Below are 18,604 nucleotides of genomic sequence, written 5' to 3'. Positions count from 1 at the left end.
ATAAGTTTAGTTGGGGAGTGAACCTGTTGGGCAATCAAGAGGCGATGAATCTTGAATATGATTTTTTTGATAAAATGAGCGAATTCCGACTCTATCCTGGCGGCGGATTGTGGATCAATCAAGGAAGTATGACCGTTGCTTTTGGCGTTACTTTTATGGTGAGCACAATTGTGGCTTTAACGGATGCAGTAGACGGGTTTGTTAACCGTGAGCCAGTTATCAATTGGGTTCGGTTTATTGACGTTAAGAGTAATCAAGTTATCAGTGATCATCAAAATTATTTCAGGGCGGTTCAGGGTAGTCGTGTTGATACATCTGAGGCCTACTTTCAGCAGCCAGGTATGATGATTGACGGCTACCACTACGCCAAGCCTTATGAATTAACAGAGCAGCAACAGGTTCAAAGAACGACACGAATTCAAGTAGAGGACAGCTATATTGACGTTTATATTACGCCAAATACCAGCGAACAGATTATAACCAAAACCGTCCATTTTGTTGACAAGAACGGGCTTTCTGTTGCACCAGACTATGTAACCAATACTGTTGTAAAGCCCAATGTTGCGGTTGATCGTGCGGGAACGGCTGGAAAGCTGACCACTAATGTTAAGCTAGATATTTCTGGTTATGAAATCGTTCAAATTCAAAAGGGAACCCTAGATACACAGTGGGTTAGCTACGGCGATCCTGACTTAGACTTTCAGGTTGTTTATAAAAAATCAACTGAATCAAAACCCGAAGTACCAATTAAAAAACAAGTCGCTGATTCTAAAAATGAACCGGAAAAAGGCGGTAATGCTTCATATACCTTTTATATATAATAATAAAAAGCGTATCACGCTTATTAGATGGGGTTAAGATGCCTTAGCCCGTTTTGATAAGGATGATACGCTTTTTAGGTTTAATTCATTCCAACTGATATTGCAGCAATGTTTTTAGCTTCTCTGAGGCTACCCGACGAAAATCGGATAGGTAAATTTCACGATGTTGGTAATCACCCATGATTGTTGTGCGGGTGAGGTTATTTTCTGCTAAATAAGCCGTCATTTTTGCAAATGTTTCACCCTCCGAATCGAATGGGCCAACGTGAATCATTTGTAGTGCTCGAGTGGCAGGAACGACTTCGAATTGGACTTGATCGATCAATGGTAGTGATTTTTTAGACTTCGTTGTGGTCAAGGCATTTTCAAACATTTTAAGGGTCACCTGATCAGGTTGCCGAATCATGATTTTATAACTTAAGGCGTCTTTATTAAGAGTCTCACCACGAGAACCGTCCGTCGTGGTCCAGATGCCTTCAAGCGGATAAACGGTGTACTCGTAAGGTTCACCATACTGTCCTTGTTTAAGGGCCATTCTGATGGCATAGGCAAGGGGATAGAGGGTCTGAATTCGTTCTTGAAATGGTGATTCGTTGGGATTACCCAAGCTGCTGATGGTTAGGTACTTTGTTTCAGGTAGTTCAACGATTGTCGGTTGTTTGCTGAGGTAACGCAATTTTTCAGCTTTACGCCATTCATGTTTCACGTGAAACACCTCCGATAGGATTATTAAATGTTCCACATGAAACATTTAACGGGTTTAACTACCCTTACTCTACTAGTTTTGAACGGCGGCGTAAACGGGTTTATGGACCATTTTGATATGGGGTGTTGAGTTAAAAATAAACGGTTCACCCACAACGTCGAAGTCGAATTTTTTGTAGTAACCTTGGACTTGAATTTGAGCCTCGATTTCAACCGGTAATTGGCCAAAATTGACCTTAATTGCCGTCATAATTTCTCGCATTAAGTCGTTGCCTAAGCCGATACCACGGTGACTTTGGGCAGTGACCACTCGGCCAAATGTGACGGTGTCGCCGGTACGAAAAACACGGGAATAGGCGACTAATTCATCACCATCGTAACCTAGAATGTGAATTGCCACTGGATCTTGTTCGTCGACTTCTTGGTAGATGCGTTTTTGGGCAACCACGAAGGTGGCAACTCTGAGTTTATAGAGGTCAAACAGTTCGGTATTAGTAAGTTCTGAAAAGAATTTTTGGCGCCATTTGATTTGTTTTGCTGAAGTTTGTGTCATGATCGGATGACCTCCTGAATGAATGATTTGATTGCATTTGCAATGAATGTTTTAAATCTTAGCATAAACTAATTGCAAATACAATGAGTTTCGTGTAAGTTGAGATTAAAGTATTGAAAAGGAGACGGATTGATGTTTGAAATCATTAGGGACATTGGGGCAATCACCCGCCAAATTCAAAATATTAGCAACGCCGAGTTTCGCAAACTGGGTCTAGGTAATAACGCCTTTTTATACGTCATTCGAGTGTATGAACGACCTGGCATGTTTATGGGTGAATTAGCTGACAGCGTCCAAATTGACCGAACAACGGCTTTTCGAACGGTTCAAAAGTTGGTTGAAAAAGGCTATCTACGACTTGAAGATGATCAGCAAGATAAACGGCTCCGGCGGGTATTTGTGACCCAGCAAGGTGAGGCAGTTTATCCCAAATTGCATGCGTTTGAGCAACTCTGCTCAGATCAACTGCTTGAGAATTTAAGTCAAAGTGAACAAGCAACGTTAGATACTTTACTCCAAAAGCTACTTCATGAAAAATGAGGAAGCCGTTATAAATTATTTTACTAAAGAATTCAAAAATAATTTTTAATTTTTTCAATTCTTGCAATCGCTGTTATAGCAATGGATAAGCTCGTAACAGTGAAGACTTAATTTAAATTAGTTTATTAAAAACCGTTGACATTTTCTCATGCTAGGGGCTAAACTACAAACAACATTTCAAATACGACAACAAGATTTAACCCAGTGGATTAGATTGATAGCCTTATGAAGAGAGTACCGGTGTGGTGAGACGGTATTAAGACTATGAATTGAAAGACTGTGTTTGACGGGTTTGCTTTTCGAGGCAAACTGGTGGCACCCATTAACGTGCAGCGTATCGCAAGGCTGACTTGCTGTACGTGTGAGGAACTATTGTAGTGATAGTTTGAATTAAGGTGGTACCGCGTTTAAAACGCCCTTTGGTCAAAGACCAAAGGGCGTTTTTCGTTGTCGTTGTTTTGAAAGTACATTTTAACTTACATATAGAAAATTAGAAGGAGTGGTTGTCATGAAATACGGGATTATTGGTGCAGGTGCTATGGGTTATCGTTACGGTGTTATGTTGCAGGAAAATGCAGGGGTTGAAGTTGATTTCATCGATACTTGGGAACCAAACGTCACTAAAGTTCGCGAACAAGGTGGGGTTTCAGTTGCCCGGGACCACGAGAATCGTCGAATCGTGCCAATCAACATTTACTACCCAGAAGAATATGCGGGTCATCCAGATGTTTGGATCGTCTTTAAAAAGCAGATGCAACTGGCTGATGAAATTAAACGTGATAGTGAAGCCGGTATTTTCCACGAAGATCAATACGTCTTCTCAGCAATGAATGGCATGGGCCACTTTGAAAAGATTGCTGAATACTTCCCCGCAAGTCATATCGTCTGTGGCACTGCCATGATTGCTACACGGCTTGATGGCCCGGCTAACGTTGACTTTATGGGTGCTGAGAACTCTGAACAAATGCACATGGCACGCTACAACAACGAAAAACCAGATGAAAAAGTTCAAGGTATTTTCGATGATTTCACAGCTGCTAAGCTCGGTCCTGTCATTGCTGATGAATGGAAGGGCATGTGCATGTCCAAAGTTGTCTTCAACGCAGTGACGAACACGCTGTGCACCATGTTTGAAATGCAAATGGGTCAATTCATCGAATACGATGGTGTTCGGGCAATGTCAGAACAGCTTTTCAACGAAGCCTTTGACGCCTGTGAACGTGCCGGTATTCACTTGATTGAAACGCGACAACAAGAAACCGATTCAGTGATTACCGTTTCGAAAGCCTACAAGTACCACTACCCATCAATGTACCAAGACTTCTCAAAGGGTCGTCCAACAGAAGTTGACTACATTAACGGCTACATCGCCAAGATTGGCCGTGAACATGACTACGTTTGCCGGACGCATGAATTCGTCGTTCACGAAGTCCATATGGCCGAAATGATGCGCAAATATCACCAACCACAGGCCAATGTGGCTGATCCAAGTAAAACCGAGGTGGAAGCATAATGAACTACCAATTCTCTAACAACGTCCCAGCTAGTGATGAAGATCCCGTTGGTAACATTTTAAAGGTTGCGGGTGATCCCAAAGTGATTTCGTTTGCCGGTGGTTTACCAGCACCAGAACTCTTCCCAGTTGAAGCGCTCAAACAAGCAACGAATGACGTTTTCGATGAATCCGGTCGCCAAGCCTTACAGTATAGCATTGCGGCAGGTGATCCGAAGTTACGCGAGCAGATTGCCCAACGGATGAACCGTTCTGGCATTAAGTGCGACATCGATAACATCATCATTACCACCGGGTCACAGCAATCGATTGATTTAACGGCGAAAATTTTCGTTAATCCTGGTGATACAGTAATCGTTGAGCAACCTACTTACCTGTGTGCGCTGGATGTCTTTCGTAGCTATGGTGCCCACATTGTTGGGGTACCGATGGATGATGACGGTATGCAAATGGACGCGTTAGAGCAAGCGGTACAAGCTAACCCCAACACTAAGTTTATTTATACGATTCCAAGCTTCCAAAACCCAACTGGTCGTACGATGCCAGCTGATCGTCGTCAAAAGATGATTGAAATTGCTGAAAAGTATAACGTCATGATTCTAGAAGATGACCCATACGGTGCCATTCGATTTGCTGGTGACGATGTTGCCCCTGTAAAGACCTTTGAACACGATGAGCGCGTGATCTACATGAGTACGTTCTCTAAAATACTAGCACCAGGTTTAAGAATTGGTTGGATCGTTGCGGAAAAGACATTAGTTAAGAAGTTTATTTTAATGAAGCAAACGGTTGATGTACATTCTGATAATCTAACGCAACACATTATTGCGAAGTACATGGCCGAAAACGATATTGATGCGCATATTGCCAAGATTAAGGCTGTTTACCGGAAGCGCGAGGGCATCATGATGGCAGCCATCGAAAAGTATTTCCCAAAGGATGCGCACTACAGTCATCCTGAAGGCGGGTTGTTCATCTGGGTAGAGGTGCCCGGCGTCGACACGCAGACGTTGTTTAATACTTGTATCGAACACGACGTTGCGTTTGTGCCAGGTGAACCGTTCTACGCAGATCAGGTGATTCCTGGAACGTTCCGACTGAATTACTCTAATATGCAAGAGGATCAGATCGTGACGGGGATTGAACGGTTGGGTAATGCGATTAAAGAGACCATTGCTCAGAGTGTTGAAGTTTAACTTAATCGTGAATGAAGGATGGTTACCGGTTTTGGTAACCATCTTTTTTATCTTATTGGAGGCATGCCGATTTGTGGATGAAGGCCGCCTTCGGCCTCCAGCCCATTTTTGGCGGGTAGCTGTGGGACCGACTGCAACCGCTTCGCGTTTTCCGTCTCGTCTCTGAGCCTCGAAGGCCACGAGCCTCAGAAACGTCCAGTCCCACTAAGCGCTTTGCGCAAAGTGGGACTAGTCACTGCTACCCGCCGAAAATGGGCTTCTGGCACTACGGCTTATGTAGTTGGTGAAATTTTGATAACTATCCGGCTTCGAAGCACAGCATTAAATAAAAATAATCGTTTCAGTCACCGGGTTACTAACAGATATCCAACCAGTTTCTACTATAATATGTAAAATATATAAGTATCCAAATCAAAGCGTCAACGCAATTACTTGCGTTTATCATCTAATTTTCGTATATTAAGCGCAACTTGAACATCGTATTACGAGAGGATGGCGGTAGACATGAAAGCAATTGTGATTGATCGGTATGGTAGTGTGCAGGAACTGCATGAGATGACGTTGCCGGTGCCAGAGATCAAGGCCGACGAAGTACTGGTTAAAGTAGCGGCTACCAGTGTGAACCCAATTGATTGGCGAACGCGGACGGGTCAGATGCGGCGTGATGGTCAGCAGTTTCCACTGGTACTTGGCTGGGATGTGGCAGGTGTTATCAGCGCGGTGGGAGCAGCCGTTCGTCATTTTCAGGTTGGGGACGCTGTATTCGCTCGTTCAGATCATGCGGGAGCCGATGCACAGTATGTGGCAATCAAGGCGGATAAACTGGCGATGAAACCAGGTAACCTCAGTTTTGTGCAGGCAGCAGCGGTACCCTTAGCTGGTATGACAGCGTTTCAAGTGATTATTGATCAGTTGCAAGTGGTTCCTGGTGACCGAGTACTGATTCAAGCTGGTGCAGGTGGTGTCGGTCTGTTTGCAATCCAAATTGCGAAGGCGCAAGGCGCGTATGTCATCACGACTGCGAGTGAAGCCAATCGTGAAATGCTATTGCGACTTGGCGCAGATGAGGTGATCGATTACCACCAGACACAAATTACGGCAGCTGTACATGATTTGGACGCTGTTTTTGATACAACAAACGAGATTGAGGACGGTTTGGCAGTATTAAAGCCAACGGGTATGTTAGTCAGTATCGCCGGTCGGCCGACAGTGGCTCAGCAAACGGGACAGCCATCGGCAACACACTGGTGGTTACATCCCAGTGGTAAGACGCTAACGCAGCTCGGACAGTTAATTGCCGTCCATCAAGTTCAAGTCGTTATCGACAGTCAGTATCCGTTCACAACAGCTGGCGTGCGAGCTGCCCACGAGCGAAGTGAGTCGCATCACGCCCATGGTAAAATCGTAATCGTGGTTGACGAAAAGCTTGCTGAACAGGCGTAACACCGCGATGTGACGTGGTTTTTCGATGCTAAAAAGCGTATGATACTGAGTAAATCATTAGAATTAGAAAGCGAGAGACTCATAGTATGACTTTTACGTTTGAATACGCCACTCAGGCTGATTTGCCAACCATTACCCATATCTATAATGAAATTATTCCCAGTCGTTTAGCCACCGCAGATTTGGAACCTGTGTCAGTTGCGTCTAAGCAGGCTTGGTTTGATCAATTTGATCCAGATACTCGGCCAATTTGGGTGATGAAAGATGATGACAAAATTGCTGGCTGGGTCAGTTTAGAATCCTTTTACGGTCGTCCTGCCTACCAACACACCACCGAAATTAGCATTTATATCGATGAAGCGTACCGACACCACGGCCTCGGTCAAAAGGCATTAGACTTCGTGTTTGGCCAATTATCGGACTTGAAAATTGATACGTTAGTTGCCTTTATTTTCCACCACAACGTGCCAAGTCTTGGGTTGTTTAAAAAGAATGGCTTTGAGACTTGGGGCCACTTACCAGATGTCGCACTGATGGATGATCAGTTACGGAGTTTGGATATTTTGGGTCGCCGGTTCTAGGTTACTAGCAACAACCTCACGTATAACGTTACTAAAACGTAGTCAAAACAGGTTATCCTGCTGTGACTACGTTTTTTGTTTGGTATTATTTGGAGCAGTGATTGTCAAATTGATTGTCATTGATTGATTTATTGGTGAAAAAATAAAACACAAAAAAATCAGCTTCCACGGTGTCAAGCACTGCGTGGAAACTGATTAGTGGTTTGTATCTGTTATGGGCAGTCAGGGGTTTGAGTACCGTAATCACCTAAATGCCACTACACCAGTATTTACAGGGTGTTGTTGAGTTATATTTTTTACTTTGGCTTACCGTTTGGCTTACTTTTCTAGAAATTTAGGTAATTTACCAGCTTTTCAACAGCAGCCTTTTCTTGATTCTTAGTAACGTGGGTATAGATATTGAGGGTAGTCTGAGCATCCTCATGGCCTAATCGGGTTTGCACCTCTTTGATACTTGCTCCAGCGGAGAAAAGTGCCGAAGCGTGAGAGTGTCGGAACCCATGAACTGTGATACGTGGTTCAAGATGGTTATCATCAATGATTTTGGTTAACCATTTAGCGGGCATGTTCAGACTTTTAAATCTATTCTTAGTATTCGCAAAAATGAGTTGATCGGTGTTCATTGTGTTGAAGCCTAATTCAAGAAACATTCGGCGTTGTTGCGAACGCCAGTGCTTTAACACATCCGTAGTTTGTGGATCAAGTGAGATTACCCGCATTCCTTTTTTGGTTTTAGGGGCTTGGATAATCTGCTTACCACGGTCTCCCTGAGTGAGGGTTTTATTAATACTCATGGTTTGGTGCTCAAAGTCAATATCTTGCCATGTTAAGGCCAGGCATTCACCTCTTCTAAGTCCACAGAATGCAAGAACCCGGAATAGGGTGTACTTCTCCGGTTCATCTTGTTGGTTGATGCAATTAAAGAAAGTGGCCAGTTGTGACTTGCTCCAGAAATTAGCTGGTTTCTCGCCCCATTCTGTGGGCTTTTTTGGCATTGTCACACGCTTTGCTGGGTTATCGGTAATGTACTCTTGACGGATGCCGTAATCGAACACAGCGGTTAAATAATTGTACCAGCGGGTGTAGTTGTAAGTAACTTCACCGAACCATTTATTAACTGCTTTTTGGCACTGGTTCACAGTGATTGTACGTAAGCGTTTGTTACCGAATAATGGTAAGATGTGGTTATCAAACATCTTAGCAGTTCTTGCCCACGTACTTTCTCGTACCGTATTTACATACTGCTGGTACCATTCGTGATAGACCGTTTCAAATAGAATATTGTTTTCTTCAACTAAGCTACCTTTTTGCTGTAGATCAAGGGTCAATCTTGATAATGCAAGGGTAGCTTCTTTTTTTGTCTTAAAACCACGGCGGCGAGTCGTTTTTTTCTTGCCATCCTGTGGATCAACACCTAAATAGAGCTGAAATTGATAACGGGTTGTCCCGTCCTTATCGGTATACTGCTTGATTGTTGCCATTGTATTAGTCCTCCATAACATTCGTACCATGCGAAGGGCGGTTATGTAGGAGAGGTATGGTTTGGTCTAGAGGTTGTATTTAGTCTTTAGATTCATAATTTTGATACTGGCTTCGTGTAGAATATCGAAAATTTCCTTATAAATTTCGGGGTTAGCGTCATCGTAAAGGTAGTTTTTACCACCTATGTGTACTTTAAAATTGCTATTTCCTAATGTATCGGTGTCTTTTTCAGGATCGATAAAAAACTTATCGTAATCAAGATGTCTAATTTGAAAGGATATGGCATTGATGGCGTTAACGTTTCTATCACCATAGCCCATTAAATCGTTCACAGCCATATTGATTTTATTGTAAGTGGTATCTGAATCTCTGCTCTTGCCGTTGGCAATTCTTTCGTCAATTTTTGCTTGTATGACGTCCTTAGAGAAGCCTGTGTTTGCTTCCCACACATCCCAACCAGTTTTGTCTTCCGAAATTCCTTGAAGATAGGGAACAGAAACATCAAGCGCAGCGGCTAATTTTTCCCAAGTCTCCATTTTAGGTTCACGCTTACCTGTTTCATATTGGCTAATTGTATTATCCCGAATGCCAGTGAGTGCTTCTAATTGTTTTAGCGTCAGCTCTTTTTCTGTTCGTGCTTGGGCTATATTATTCTTTTTCATTTAGAGGACCTCCAATAACTAAAGAATAACATTATACTCACAAAATGTGAACTTGAAATTAGGCATATTCCAAAAACAAGACTTTTATGGTTGACTCACTCACAAAATGAAAGTATTCTTGTTCACGAAATGAGAGTGAGGTGAAAGTTATGCCAATAGTAACAGAAACAATGCGAACGGCTATTCGTAGAAAACGTGGTGAGCTCAACTTGAACTATCGCCAGATGGAACAGGAAACGGGAGTTAGCCATTGGACATTATCCGATATTTTAAATGGAAAACGTTCCAAGATTCAAAGCGGTACATTGAATCGGTTGAACGAATGGCTATATCGGCATTCTTAGGAGGTGAAGTAATTGATTCCAATTAATTTATCAATTTCTGAGGAAGATTCGGCCAAAATTAAGGCGGCCATGTTGGAAAGCGCAACGGATGCGTTTAAACAGGCGTCTAAACAGCACAACTATGGTCCCTATCTTTCTCTTGGTGAAGCGGCTCAGTATGTGGGCATTAGCAGGGCGTCATTAACTAAGCTAGTTAATGAGGGGCTTTCAGTCATTCAAGTTACTGGTTCAATTCAGCGTATTTCAAAGCAGACACTGGACAAGTTTTTACGAGATAAAGAAATCTAAATCGACTATGCGAAGGGCGGTTAGATTCATCCGTTACACATATTATGTAAAAGGAAGGTGCAAGTAATGACCAACGTGGAAGTTATTGACCAGGCTTACGAGTTATGCCAACAGATTATGGCATTAAAACCCGACAGAATGTATTCATATCAGGAATTGTTAGATGATTCGGCAGCGTTTGAGGGTGAAACTGACTATTTCGGTGCTGTTAATGTTTTGGCATCCGCTGCTGCAACACTCTTAGATACATCTGAGGAGGGGTGATCTATATGGATGTACTGAACATCTTAATAATTGGCTGTTTGAGTAGCTTGGGTATTGGAATGTTTGCCGGTTCACTATTCAACATCACTATTCAAATTACACGAAAAGGTAAATAACATGACATTTAATGAGCGTACAAAAAAAGACTACACAGACAGCCGGCAAGCAAGATGTGTGGTCTTCGAGAAGATGCGAAACATATTTGTGGAACATTTCTATCTACTCTCATTGTAATCGAAAGGAAGAATTTAAGCAATGGGAATTAGCATAGCGAACTACGGTGAAGCAGCGAGTGAAATATATCATACAATCAATTTATTGGAAGCAGCATTAAGGCAAACGGAAGACGCAAGTAGGGCTGTGGACACGTATAGTAGAAAACCTACTCAAGCTAATAAAGACATGGTGTTTGCCACTTCAATTTCAGATGTATTAATACTTAATGAATTAGTGTTCCAGTGTTTTGTAAACCTTAGTGACATCAGAGATGAATTGAAACGGTTAGCGGATGAACGGCTAAAAATTCAGAGAGAGGGGGCCTAACGGGTGGTAACCATCGACTATGAAAAAGTAATACCAATGGAATTACAGGAGTTACCAATATGGGGACTGTTTATCACAGAGTCACAATCGGGCAAGGATAAGTTAAGGAAGCTAGCTTTAAGTCCACAGAGTGGTAATACATTGAGCACTAACAAGCCAGACCAGTGGGGTAGTTTCTCGCAAGCACTGAAAGGATATCAGCGCCATGTGCATAACGCTAAAGGGTTAGCCATGTTGGTGCAACCACCTTACACGGTTATCGACCTAGATCATACCACTGTGGATTCGCCAACGAATGCAGCTAAGGACTTTTTGCAGTTAGTTAAGGGCACTTATACAGAACGCAGCGTGTCTGGTAAAGGACTTCATGCAGTCATCCGTGGTAACAACAATACGGGACGCAATCGGAACAACAACGCTAATTTAGAGGTATATTCCGAGAAGCGTTTCTTTGCCATTACCGGTGATGTGATAGATGGTACCGGGGTCATCCGTTCAATACCTGATGATGAGTTTAACTCGGTGCTAGAGAGGTACCTAGAACCTCGTGTCCCAGTTAAGCCCACACAGGGTGCAGAGAGTGGTGGTCAATCCTATTTAACGGATGAACAGGTTATTGAGAAGGCTTGTAAGGCAAAAGGCCGTGGATTATTTAAAAGTTTGTTCAAAGATGGTTGGCAAGAGTTTTATCCTAGTCAATCAGAGGCAGATATTGCCCTCGCTAATATGCTGGCGTTTTGGACTAATAAAGACTTCTCATTGATGGATAGTATTTTCCGTAAATCTGCATTAATGCGCGAAAAATGGGACGAGAGGCATGGGAAAGAAACGTATGGTGCTATGACACTTAACAACGCAATTCAGCACACGCATGAAACCTATAACCCACATCCGCGTAAGCTAAGTGCAGCCGAAGAGTTTAGTGACTGGATAGAAGATGACGAGACTGATTCTGGTAAGACACGTAAAAATAGTGTTGAGCAACCACCAGACTTCCGTAAGTTAGACTTTGATGACTACGCCGAGGGTAAAGCATCTTCCGTTGCTTGGGAAGAGCTAGGCATAAAACTTGTGGACTATTTAAATGCCCAACCACCTGAATGGGTACTCTACGAATTAGTATGTGCCGGGAAACGTAATCAGCGATTGAGAATCCGTATTGTACCGGATGTACTAGGTGAAGAGATTATGAGTGAGAACCAGTTGGTGATTTATCCAGAGTTACCAAATGGAACTGTGTATGTACCAAAACTAGGGGTGTGGAAGTTATTCAAACCTCATGAGTTGGAGATGTTCGTGAAACACATCGCATTACGCAAGGTAAAAGAAATCACCAATTGGGAACGAAGCATTGGTGTTAATGTGGCCGACTTTGTAACAAATGCTGCCTATGACAAAGATCAATCAGAATTGCCATTTGAGAACTCTAACCCGAACCTTGTGGCCTTTAAGAACGGCACATTTAATATTGCTACTGGTGAACTGGAAAAATCAAAGCCTGAGAACTTCATTATCAACGCCCACGAATACGAGTTAGACGTATCGGGTAAAGAGACACCGGTAACGGATGATTGGTTGAAAGCGTTGTTCGGTGAAAGTGCAACGTTCATGAAGCAATACATTGGGTATCTGTTCTATCGAAGCTACGATTACGCTCAAGTAATTTTGATTCTGCAATCAGAAGGCGGACACGGGAAATCAAAGTTTCTGAATTACATTCGGGGCCTATTAGGATTTGGTAATTCATCCAATATATCTTTGAAACAATTGACTAGCAATAGTGAATTTAATACTTCGGGATTGTATCAAAAAACGTTAAATTACTTTGCGGATATTGGAGCCGACTTCATTCAGTCCACAGAAATGCTTAAAGCACTTTCTGGTAACGATTACCTTGCAATGCAGATGAAAGGCGGCCAGTTATTCAACTCCCGAAACGTGGCTCGGCTATTGTTTAGTGCTAATAACCTACCATCTGCAAAAGTGGGTGATAGCGGACTTAGACGGCGTTTTAGAGTTGTCCCAGTGGTATCGCCCAAAGTGGATAATGAATTTAAATCAAAACATCCGTTCAATCAAATTCTGAATGAGGCCCCGGCGTTTGTGTACGGTGCTATGATGGCGTTCAAGAGAGCCAAAGAGAATATTGACGGGCAGGACTGGGGTCTTACTAGTGGGATTGTTCAAGCAACCAAACAATGGCAAGACGATAACGACCCGGTTAAGCAGTGGCTACTGGATAGTTTAGAGGATGGTAGTGCCTTGTGGGGTGAAGGTTACGCATCCGCTGCTGGAATATATGACGCATACCGGTCTTGGTGTTCTGAAAATGGATATAAACCCAAGGGACGCAATGGATTTTATGACGACCTTGAACGGCTTAGCTTATTGAAACTCAAAAAGAGAATTAGTGGTAGACAGGCTTGGTGTTGGTCTCTTTCACAGCTGTATATTGAAAAGCTACGTAGTGATTAAATTTGGAACAATGTGCCAGTTTTTTCCAACTACGCTCCAAGAAAAATTGGCTGAAAACCTATAGCACCGCTTACCGTTCCAATTGTTCCAACTATATACCCTATATTAATTAAATAGTAAAAATGGATAGATAACAATGTGTGTGTATGTGTGTATGCGTAGTGGGGAGACTATGGGGTTAAAAACTGGATAATTGGAACAAATTGTTGCTACACAAGGTATTAGAGCACTTTTTATTGGAACAAAAGTTGTAACAAACTGGCACAATGTTCTATTTCTCTTGTGGGCTTAACCAGAAAGGAAGATGACCAAATGAGTAATGTTGTTATGCAAATTAAAACTATTCAGACTGATTCGACTAAGGCATTAGATAAACAAGTAAATGAATTTTTAAAAGGGATCCCGTTTTCCCTGGTTAAAGACATCAAATTTACAAGCAATTATGATGTCGAAACTACTATCGAAGATTTTAATGTGCTTATCTCCTATGCATGGATACCATCGAATTAGTAGGATAACCTACATCATAAAGTATGATGGTGCAATTTTTTGATAGCCCCCCACCTTTGAAATGTTGATATGACGCATCTCAGAGGAGCGGACACACCAGCTTGCGTTTGAATAAATTCGTTTTTGTGATATTTTTGCACCATAAATAAGCCTGTATTTAGCTGCCGTTAGAGTTAATGATGGTCAAATTATCTGAGTTTGAGTAAGAGTGATAATGAGTGCAGAAAAGCAACGAATACCCGGCTAAACTATTGATTCGGATGGCGTACTTTCAAGGTATCTCATAGGTGAAAACCTAACAAAACCTTACATTTTTATCAGAGGATAGACCTTCACCTATTTGGCAGCGAGGTACCTCAGAAAACCTGAATGCTGGTAAAGTGGGACTTGTCAAAACTTAACATTGTGCCAGTAAGAGAACTTGTTAAAACATGTTATTACTAATGCTAAATTACGCTAACGTTTGAGGTGGTATGAGTGTGGACTTACTAGAACGTAATTTAATAGTTGAGTTTATAACACTCAACCATAAAATACAGATTATGCAGAAACGGATAGCTGAGTTAGATCGTGAATTTATCCATGCCCACAGCTTCATGGGTTCATCATTGGACGTTGATGAAAGTGGAGGCCATTGCGGGCCAAAACCCTGGTATTTAATGGTTGAAGACCTGGTACGTACTCAGCAGGAAGCTACTCACAATATTGAGATTGTAGAGTATGCACGTTACCAGTTTAAGCGGTTCACAGATACCCTCACAGCAGACGAACAGAACCGGCTAGGGGTGTTACTCATCCGTAGCAACATAACTCTACCTGTGGGTTTAGAAGAGCGTACGCTTGCTGAAATTGGCCAGATATTAGAGGCTGTTAGTTGGCGTTTTGGGCTGGAACAGGACATTCATTTAGAGCCAGTCCATGATGCTAGTGTCGGGGTGGCCACCATGTTAAGTTTGCCTGAGGTGACGTCATGACAGAATGGTGGGACGAAAGTTGGGAACCACGACAAGCAGCACACTTAATGATACGATGTGGTATCAGGCTGAGAATGAATTTAGTACGTTAGAGGGCTAGGTTTAGCCCAAGCAAAACAGCTCTTTTATCGGCTATCCTACTTAGATAAACGAGAATTAGAGATGTTGCACCACAAGTATTGTCGTAAGGGATCACAACCGGTTAGCGATAAAGATATGGCGGCGCTGTACGATATGACGCTAGTGACGTTCCGGAATTGGCGGCTATCAGTCGTTAAGAAGACATGTGAATACAAGCCCACGCCAAAGAAGCCCTAGCAGAGATGCTAGGGTTTTGTTATGCTTTAAAAGTTAGGGGATGAAAAGATTGAAAGATGTTGATGTAATTCAGTATTTGACCCAAATTACAGATCAGCAACATAATGATTTAATTACGGTTTTAACTATTTTTATTGCAATTATTAGTTTGGGTGCAATTTTTACCGGAGTTTTACAGTGGCGTTTTTCCGATAAACAAATTGAGAAAATGAAGATTCAATTTAAGAAGGATTACGGCATTGATGATCTCAAAAATAAGGTAAAAGAGGCCAATGAGTTAAATGAAAAACTAAAACTTACAATTACATCAAATGCCCGAATGCAAATTGATTCCACTGGTAGCTTGCTACCATTAACTCAGACTATAGAGGATCAAAGCGCAAAAGGAAACATAGTTGGAAATTTTACGGGGGCCTTAATCAGTGCACAGCAACTTGGATTACTAGAGGGACCCTTATTAAGAGAAGGTGTTGTCTATGTTTGTAACTTTATGAGAATATTCACAAAACGTGGTACTGATAAAAAATTGTCAAAACCTGAGTTAGGAAATTTGGTTACTGCACTTGATTTGTTGGAAAGACAGATGGCTGATAAACCTATTTTACCCAAACTTGCCCAAACTTTTGAGGCACGTAAGGCATATCTATACAAAAAATATGATGTTGATAAGCTAAAGAGAGAAGATAAGGAACGCCAAACTAAGGAAGCTAAAGAAAAAATATTAAAGAAACAACTACAAAATGTAGAAAAGGATAATTAAGTTTTAGTCGTCTATAAATGACGACTTTTTGTACATAAATTTGAAAGAATGTGTAATCATGGCGAGGATAATAGTTGTGGAGGCATCAAAAATAGCCACTCACCATGAGCGTTTTTTAATACAAATAATGAAAGAGAATGTAAGCATGGCTCGATATGAGTGCCAGGGGGATTTTTTTGTTATAATCGACCGACTCTGAACCCTATCATAGTACCAAATACCACAGAAGCAGATGTGAGCTTAATTCGCCATGTTACTCAGCGAAAATTCCACCAAGTACTCGTTTTGCACCTGATCCTCGTGGGGACCTTACAATTATGCACTCACATAATAATCGGTCCAGTGCATCGGCTAAATATCTATTATGAGGTGGCTGGTAGAACTACTGTGAGTTTGATATGCTGGTTACTGAGGTGAACTGTATTGAAGTGGATAAAAGAGAATGTGGTAATTGTGATTCGTGTTTTAGTTTTAGCTGTTGTAATAGTTCCGCTATTCATGGCATGGTTAATGAGTATTTTTAATAACGGAATTGGTAGTAACGGTGATTGGTTAGGTTTCTGGGGAGGGTATTTAGGTGCTATTGTTGGGGTAGCTGGAACAGTATACATAACCTTAAAAGTTGCTAGATTGCAGGCTATGCAAAATGTTAAGCAAGAAGCGGAAATGAAAGACTATGATACTAAAGTTAATTTGTTGAAAGTTATCATAAAACATAGGGATAACTTTCAATTTTTACATGCAAAAATTAGAGCACTGGACTTACCCGATTTACCTGATTGTGTTAAACGAGGTTATATTAAGGAAGTTTCTAATTCGGATAAACTATTTATTCAATTTGAAAAAGATTTTGATCTAGAGAATATTGTTATATATGGTGCTGAGAATTGGACGAATCAAAAAAATAATCTGGTTCAAGTTTTTACAAACTGGAGGACAAATGTTGTACCTTTAGTAGTAGAGAAAGAAAATAGAAAGCAAGTGTTATCTGGACTTAATCTCGTTATTGAGGCATTTAATGACTTAGGTAAGCCTGTATTGAATACTATTAATGATATGCGCGAAGGAATTGATGGTTTAGAAGGCTTAATAGATTCAAATGTACTAAAGTCAGTTTCTCAAGCGTATTCTAGGCTGTAGTTCAACCGTATTAGTGGTCATTACTACCCTTTGTAATTATCACTTAATTCGGGGCATAACTAATAGGTAGAAAAAATAACGTAGCGGATGCTCACAGCACCTACTACGTTATTTATTTTCCGCCCTTCGCAAGTCGGTTCTTTTTGGCTTACCTTTTGGCTTACTTTTTTTGAGAATATATACTATTCCATGATAACTGAGAATACAAAAAAACCAGCAACCACGGTGATTACAACACTGCATGGAAACTGGTTAATGGTTTGTTATGGGCAGTCAGGGGATCGAACCCTGGACCCACGGATTAAGAGTCCGTTGCTCTGCCAGCTGAGCTAACTGCCCATATTACTAAGTAAATCGCTCTGTGATTAAGCAACTCGCTCAATCAACGTTTACTAATATATCATGTTAAAAAACACTTGGCAACCATTTTTTGTAAAAAATTTCCGAAAATTGAATTTAATTACCAAAGCTGAATAAAAATGGCATTAAATTAAGGTAGTTGTACCATACAATTAAACAAATTCAAGGTGGTGTCAGGCCATGATAGGCTTATGTTTTAACGATTTCGCGAATTGAATGGACTGTGATATAATGAAAGTTGTGTAGGCCTGATTCAAATGGGCTTACCACTTACTTGAATTTGCCAGTGTGGCCCGTGCTACTGCACTGGAACAACCGAACAGCACCTAACTTATAACTAATATACCTGAACGAATCGTTATCTGAAGGAGGACATTTCAGATGAAAAAAAATATTCTAGTGGTCGACGACGAAAAACCAATTACAGACATTATCAAATTTAACTTAACAAAAGAAGGATACGAAGTGGCGGTGGCTCATGATGGAGAAGAAGCCCTTCAACAAGTAGAAGAAGTTAACCCAGACCTCATTATTTTGGACCTGATGTTACCTAAGATGGACGGCTTGGAAGTCGCTCGTCAAGTACGGATGAAGCATGACATGCCAATTATCATGGTAACTGCCAAGGATTCTGAATTAGACAAGGTGTTAGGCCTCGAATTGGGTGCCGATGACTACGTGACTAAGCCGTTCTCAAACCGCGAATTAGTGGCTCGTGTGAAGGCTAACCTACGCCGTCAAAACAGCGTAAGTGCTGCGCAACCTGAAGAAGAAGAGAATAAGGATATTGAGATTGGTGATTTGGTGATCCATCCAGACGCTTATTCTGTCTCAAAACGCGGTCAAAACATCGAATTGACCCACCGTGAGTTCGAATTACTACATTATTTGGCACAGCATATTGGTCAAGTCATGACGCGAGAACACTTACTACAGACCGTCTGGGGCTACGATTACTTTGGTGACGTACGAACGGTCGATGTAACGGTGCGACGGTTACGCGAAAAAATTGAAGATAATCCAAGCCACCCAACCTGGTTAGTAACACGCCGTGGTGTGGGCTATTATCTACGAAATACAGAAAGTGAGTCAGGCCAGGCGTAAGCTTACGCATGAACGACGTGTAAGGGGT

21 protein-coding genes and 1 tRNA gene are annotated in these 18,604 nt (G+C 41.7%); 17 read left to right on the top strand and 5 right to left on the bottom strand.

The annotated features are described in order from the left end of the window. The first annotated feature begins 26 nt into the window (after nucleotides 1-26). Complete coding sequence (locus tag FD04_RS10175; protein WP_056948638.1) at nucleotides 27-821, top strand: hypothetical protein; 795 nt, start codon at nucleotides 27-29, stop codon at nucleotides 819-821. 85 nt (nucleotides 822-906) lie between these two features. Here FD04_RS10175 and FD04_RS10170 read toward each other — a convergent pair whose 3' ends face one another. Both FD04_RS10170 and FD04_RS10165 read right to left on the bottom strand, forming a co-directional pair. Continuing rightward, on the bottom strand, nucleotides 907-1,527 hold the full coding sequence (locus FD04_RS10170; protein WP_191981756.1) for a GyrI-like domain-containing protein: 621 nt from the start codon (nucleotides 1,525-1,527) through the stop codon (nucleotides 907-909). A gap of 72 nt (nucleotides 1,528-1,599) precedes the next feature. Next, on the bottom strand, nucleotides 1,600-2,079 hold the full coding sequence (locus FD04_RS10165; RefSeq protein WP_056948636.1) for a GNAT family N-acetyltransferase: 480 nt from the start codon (nucleotides 2,077-2,079) through the stop codon (nucleotides 1,600-1,602). Nucleotides 2,080-2,211: 132 nt separating this feature from the next. On the opposite strand from FD04_RS10165, the gene FD04_RS10160 reads away from it, so the two are divergent. The 5 genes from FD04_RS10160 to FD04_RS10140 all read left to right on the top strand — a co-directional run bounded on the left by FD04_RS10160 (nucleotide 2,212) and on the right by FD04_RS10140 (nucleotide 7,352). Further along, nucleotides 2,212-2,619 (top strand): MarR family winged helix-turn-helix transcriptional regulator, encoded by a 408-nt coding sequence (locus FD04_RS10160; protein WP_054701511.1) that lies wholly within the window; start codon nucleotides 2,212-2,214, stop codon nucleotides 2,617-2,619. Between the two features lie 508 nt (nucleotides 2,620-3,127). Further along, the gene (locus tag FD04_RS10155; RefSeq protein ID WP_056948634.1) at nucleotides 3,128-4,132 is read left to right on the top strand and encodes a ketopantoate reductase family protein; all 1,005 of its coding nucleotides are present in this window, start codon (nucleotides 3,128-3,130) and stop codon (nucleotides 4,130-4,132) included. After that, a complete protein-coding gene (locus FD04_RS10150) occupies nucleotides 4,132-5,328 on the top strand; it encodes an aminotransferase-like domain-containing protein (RefSeq protein WP_056948632.1) in 1,197 nt (398 codons plus the stop codon). Before FD04_RS10155 ends, FD04_RS10150 begins: the two co-directional genes overlap by 1 nt. A gap of 504 nt (nucleotides 5,329-5,832) precedes the next feature. Next, the gene (locus FD04_RS10145; RefSeq protein WP_054701514.1) at nucleotides 5,833-6,771 is read left to right on the top strand and encodes an NADP-dependent oxidoreductase; all 939 of its coding nucleotides are present in this window, start codon (nucleotides 5,833-5,835) and stop codon (nucleotides 6,769-6,771) included. A gap of 86 nt (nucleotides 6,772-6,857) precedes the next feature. Further along, nucleotides 6,858-7,352: a GNAT family N-acetyltransferase gene (locus tag FD04_RS10140; protein WP_054701517.1), complete on the top strand. Its 495-nt coding sequence runs from the start codon at nucleotides 6,858-6,860 to the stop codon at nucleotides 7,350-7,352. Nucleotides 7,353-7,678: 326 nt separating this feature from the next. On the opposite strand, the gene FD04_RS10135 is transcribed toward FD04_RS10140, so the two are convergent. Beyond that, a complete protein-coding gene (locus FD04_RS10135; RefSeq protein WP_056948629.1) occupies nucleotides 7,679-8,833 on the bottom strand; it encodes a site-specific integrase in 1,155 nt (384 codons plus the stop codon). 66 nt (nucleotides 8,834-8,899) lie between these two features. Continuing rightward, nucleotides 8,900-9,496, bottom strand: coding sequence for a helix-turn-helix domain-containing protein (locus tag FD04_RS10130; protein WP_056948627.1), 597 nt, complete (start codon nucleotides 9,494-9,496; stop codon nucleotides 8,900-8,902). Nucleotides 9,497-9,645: 149 nt separating this feature from the next. Here FD04_RS10130 and FD04_RS12375 point away from each other — a divergent pair, with 149 nt between their 5' ends. From FD04_RS12375 to FD04_RS10090, 10 genes are all read left to right on the top strand, one after another. Continuing rightward, nucleotides 9,646-9,840, top strand: a complete 195-nt coding sequence (locus tag FD04_RS12375) for a helix-turn-helix domain-containing protein (protein WP_082603213.1) — start codon at nucleotides 9,646-9,648, stop codon at nucleotides 9,838-9,840. A gap of 12 nt (nucleotides 9,841-9,852) precedes the next feature. Next, complete coding sequence (locus tag FD04_RS10125) at nucleotides 9,853-10,128, top strand: helix-turn-helix domain-containing protein (protein WP_054701522.1); 276 nt, start codon at nucleotides 9,853-9,855, stop codon at nucleotides 10,126-10,128. A gap of 66 nt (nucleotides 10,129-10,194) precedes the next feature. After that, on the top strand, nucleotides 10,195-10,392 hold the full coding sequence (locus FD04_RS10120) for a hypothetical protein (protein ID WP_054701524.1): 198 nt from the start codon (nucleotides 10,195-10,197) through the stop codon (nucleotides 10,390-10,392). A 255-nt stretch (nucleotides 10,393-10,647) separates the two neighbouring features. Next, nucleotides 10,648-10,935 (top strand): hypothetical protein, encoded by a 288-nt coding sequence (locus FD04_RS10115; protein ID WP_054701527.1) that lies wholly within the window; start codon nucleotides 10,648-10,650, stop codon nucleotides 10,933-10,935. Between the two features lie 3 nt (nucleotides 10,936-10,938). Then, nucleotides 10,939-13,410, top strand: a complete 2,472-nt coding sequence (locus FD04_RS10110) for a phage/plasmid primase, P4 family (RefSeq protein WP_056948625.1) — start codon at nucleotides 10,939-10,941, stop codon at nucleotides 13,408-13,410. 312 nt (nucleotides 13,411-13,722) lie between these two features. Then, on the top strand, nucleotides 13,723-13,920 hold the full coding sequence (locus FD04_RS10105) for a hypothetical protein (RefSeq protein WP_054701541.1): 198 nt from the start codon (nucleotides 13,723-13,725) through the stop codon (nucleotides 13,918-13,920). 479 nt (nucleotides 13,921-14,399) lie between these two features. After that, complete coding sequence (locus tag FD04_RS10100; protein ID WP_054701543.1) at nucleotides 14,400-14,894, top strand: hypothetical protein; 495 nt, start codon at nucleotides 14,400-14,402, stop codon at nucleotides 14,892-14,894. A 162-nt stretch (nucleotides 14,895-15,056) separates the two neighbouring features. After that, entirely contained in the window at nucleotides 15,057-15,212 is a 156-nt protein-coding gene (locus FD04_RS12500) for a hypothetical protein (RefSeq protein ID WP_156660446.1), read from the top strand. Between the two features lie 49 nt (nucleotides 15,213-15,261). Beyond that, a complete protein-coding gene (locus FD04_RS10095) occupies nucleotides 15,262-15,972 on the top strand; it encodes a hypothetical protein (protein WP_056948623.1) in 711 nt (236 codons plus the stop codon). 423 nt (nucleotides 15,973-16,395) lie between these two features. After that, nucleotides 16,396-17,112 carry a hypothetical protein gene (locus FD04_RS10090; protein WP_054701552.1) on the top strand — a complete coding sequence of 239 codons (717 nt, stop codon included), beginning with the start codon at nucleotides 16,396-16,398 and terminating at the stop codon, nucleotides 17,110-17,112. A 266-nt stretch (nucleotides 17,113-17,378) separates the two neighbouring features. Here FD04_RS10090 and FD04_RS10085 read toward each other — a convergent pair. Further along, nucleotides 17,379-17,451: transfer RNA gene (locus tag FD04_RS10085), tRNA-Lys, on the bottom strand. Nucleotides 17,452-17,853: 402 nt separating this feature from the next. On the opposite strand from FD04_RS10085, the gene yycF reads away from it, so the two are divergent. Next, nucleotides 17,854-18,576, top strand: coding sequence for a response regulator YycF (gene yycF / locus FD04_RS10080; RefSeq protein WP_056948621.1), 723 nt, complete (start codon nucleotides 17,854-17,856; stop codon nucleotides 18,574-18,576). The last annotated feature ends 28 nt before the right edge of the window (nucleotides 18,577-18,604 follow it).

Origin of the sequence: Secundilactobacillus odoratitofui DSM 19909 = JCM 15043 (assembly GCF_001434895.1) — a bacterium.
Lineage (GTDB): Bacteria > Bacillota > Bacilli > Lactobacillales > Lactobacillaceae > Secundilactobacillus > Secundilactobacillus odoratitofui.
The sequence above is the reverse complement of the archived record's forward strand: the minus strand, read 5'-3'. Positions and strand labels throughout refer to the sequence as shown.

Coding starts and splice junctions, on each gene's coding strand:
- FD04_RS10165 (WP_056948636.1), bottom strand. CDS start 2,079: ATGACACAAACTTCAGCAAAACAAATCAAATGGCGCCAAAAATTCTTT.
- FD04_RS10160 (WP_054701511.1), top strand. CDS start 2,212: ATGTTTGAAATCATTAGGGACATTGGGGCAATCACCCGCCAAATTCAA.
- FD04_RS10155 (WP_056948634.1), top strand. CDS start 3,128: ATGAAATACGGGATTATTGGTGCAGGTGCTATGGGTTATCGTTACGGT.
- FD04_RS10150 (WP_056948632.1), top strand. CDS start 4,132: ATGAACTACCAATTCTCTAACAACGTCCCAGCTAGTGATGAAGATCCC.
- FD04_RS10145 (WP_054701514.1), top strand. CDS start 5,833: ATGAAAGCAATTGTGATTGATCGGTATGGTAGTGTGCAGGAACTGCAT.
- FD04_RS10140 (WP_054701517.1), top strand. CDS start 6,858: ATGACTTTTACGTTTGAATACGCCACTCAGGCTGATTTGCCAACCATT.
- FD04_RS10135 (WP_056948629.1), bottom strand. CDS start 8,833: ATGGCAACAATCAAGCAGTATACCGATAAGGACGGGACAACCCGTTAT.
- FD04_RS10130 (WP_056948627.1), bottom strand. CDS start 9,496: ATGAAAAAGAATAATATAGCCCAAGCACGAACAGAAAAAGAGCTGACG.
- FD04_RS12375 (WP_082603213.1), top strand. CDS start 9,646: ATGCCAATAGTAACAGAAACAATGCGAACGGCTATTCGTAGAAAACGT.
- FD04_RS10120 (WP_054701524.1), top strand. CDS start 10,195: ATGACCAACGTGGAAGTTATTGACCAGGCTTACGAGTTATGCCAACAG.
- FD04_RS10115 (WP_054701527.1), top strand. CDS start 10,648: ATGGGAATTAGCATAGCGAACTACGGTGAAGCAGCGAGTGAAATATAT.
- FD04_RS10105 (WP_054701541.1), top strand. CDS start 13,723: ATGAGTAATGTTGTTATGCAAATTAAAACTATTCAGACTGATTCGACT.
- FD04_RS12500 (WP_156660446.1), top strand. CDS start 15,057: ATGTTGCACCACAAGTATTGTCGTAAGGGATCACAACCGGTTAGCGAT.
- yycF (WP_056948621.1), top strand. CDS start 17,854: ATGAAAAAAAATATTCTAGTGGTCGACGACGAAAAACCAATTACAGAC.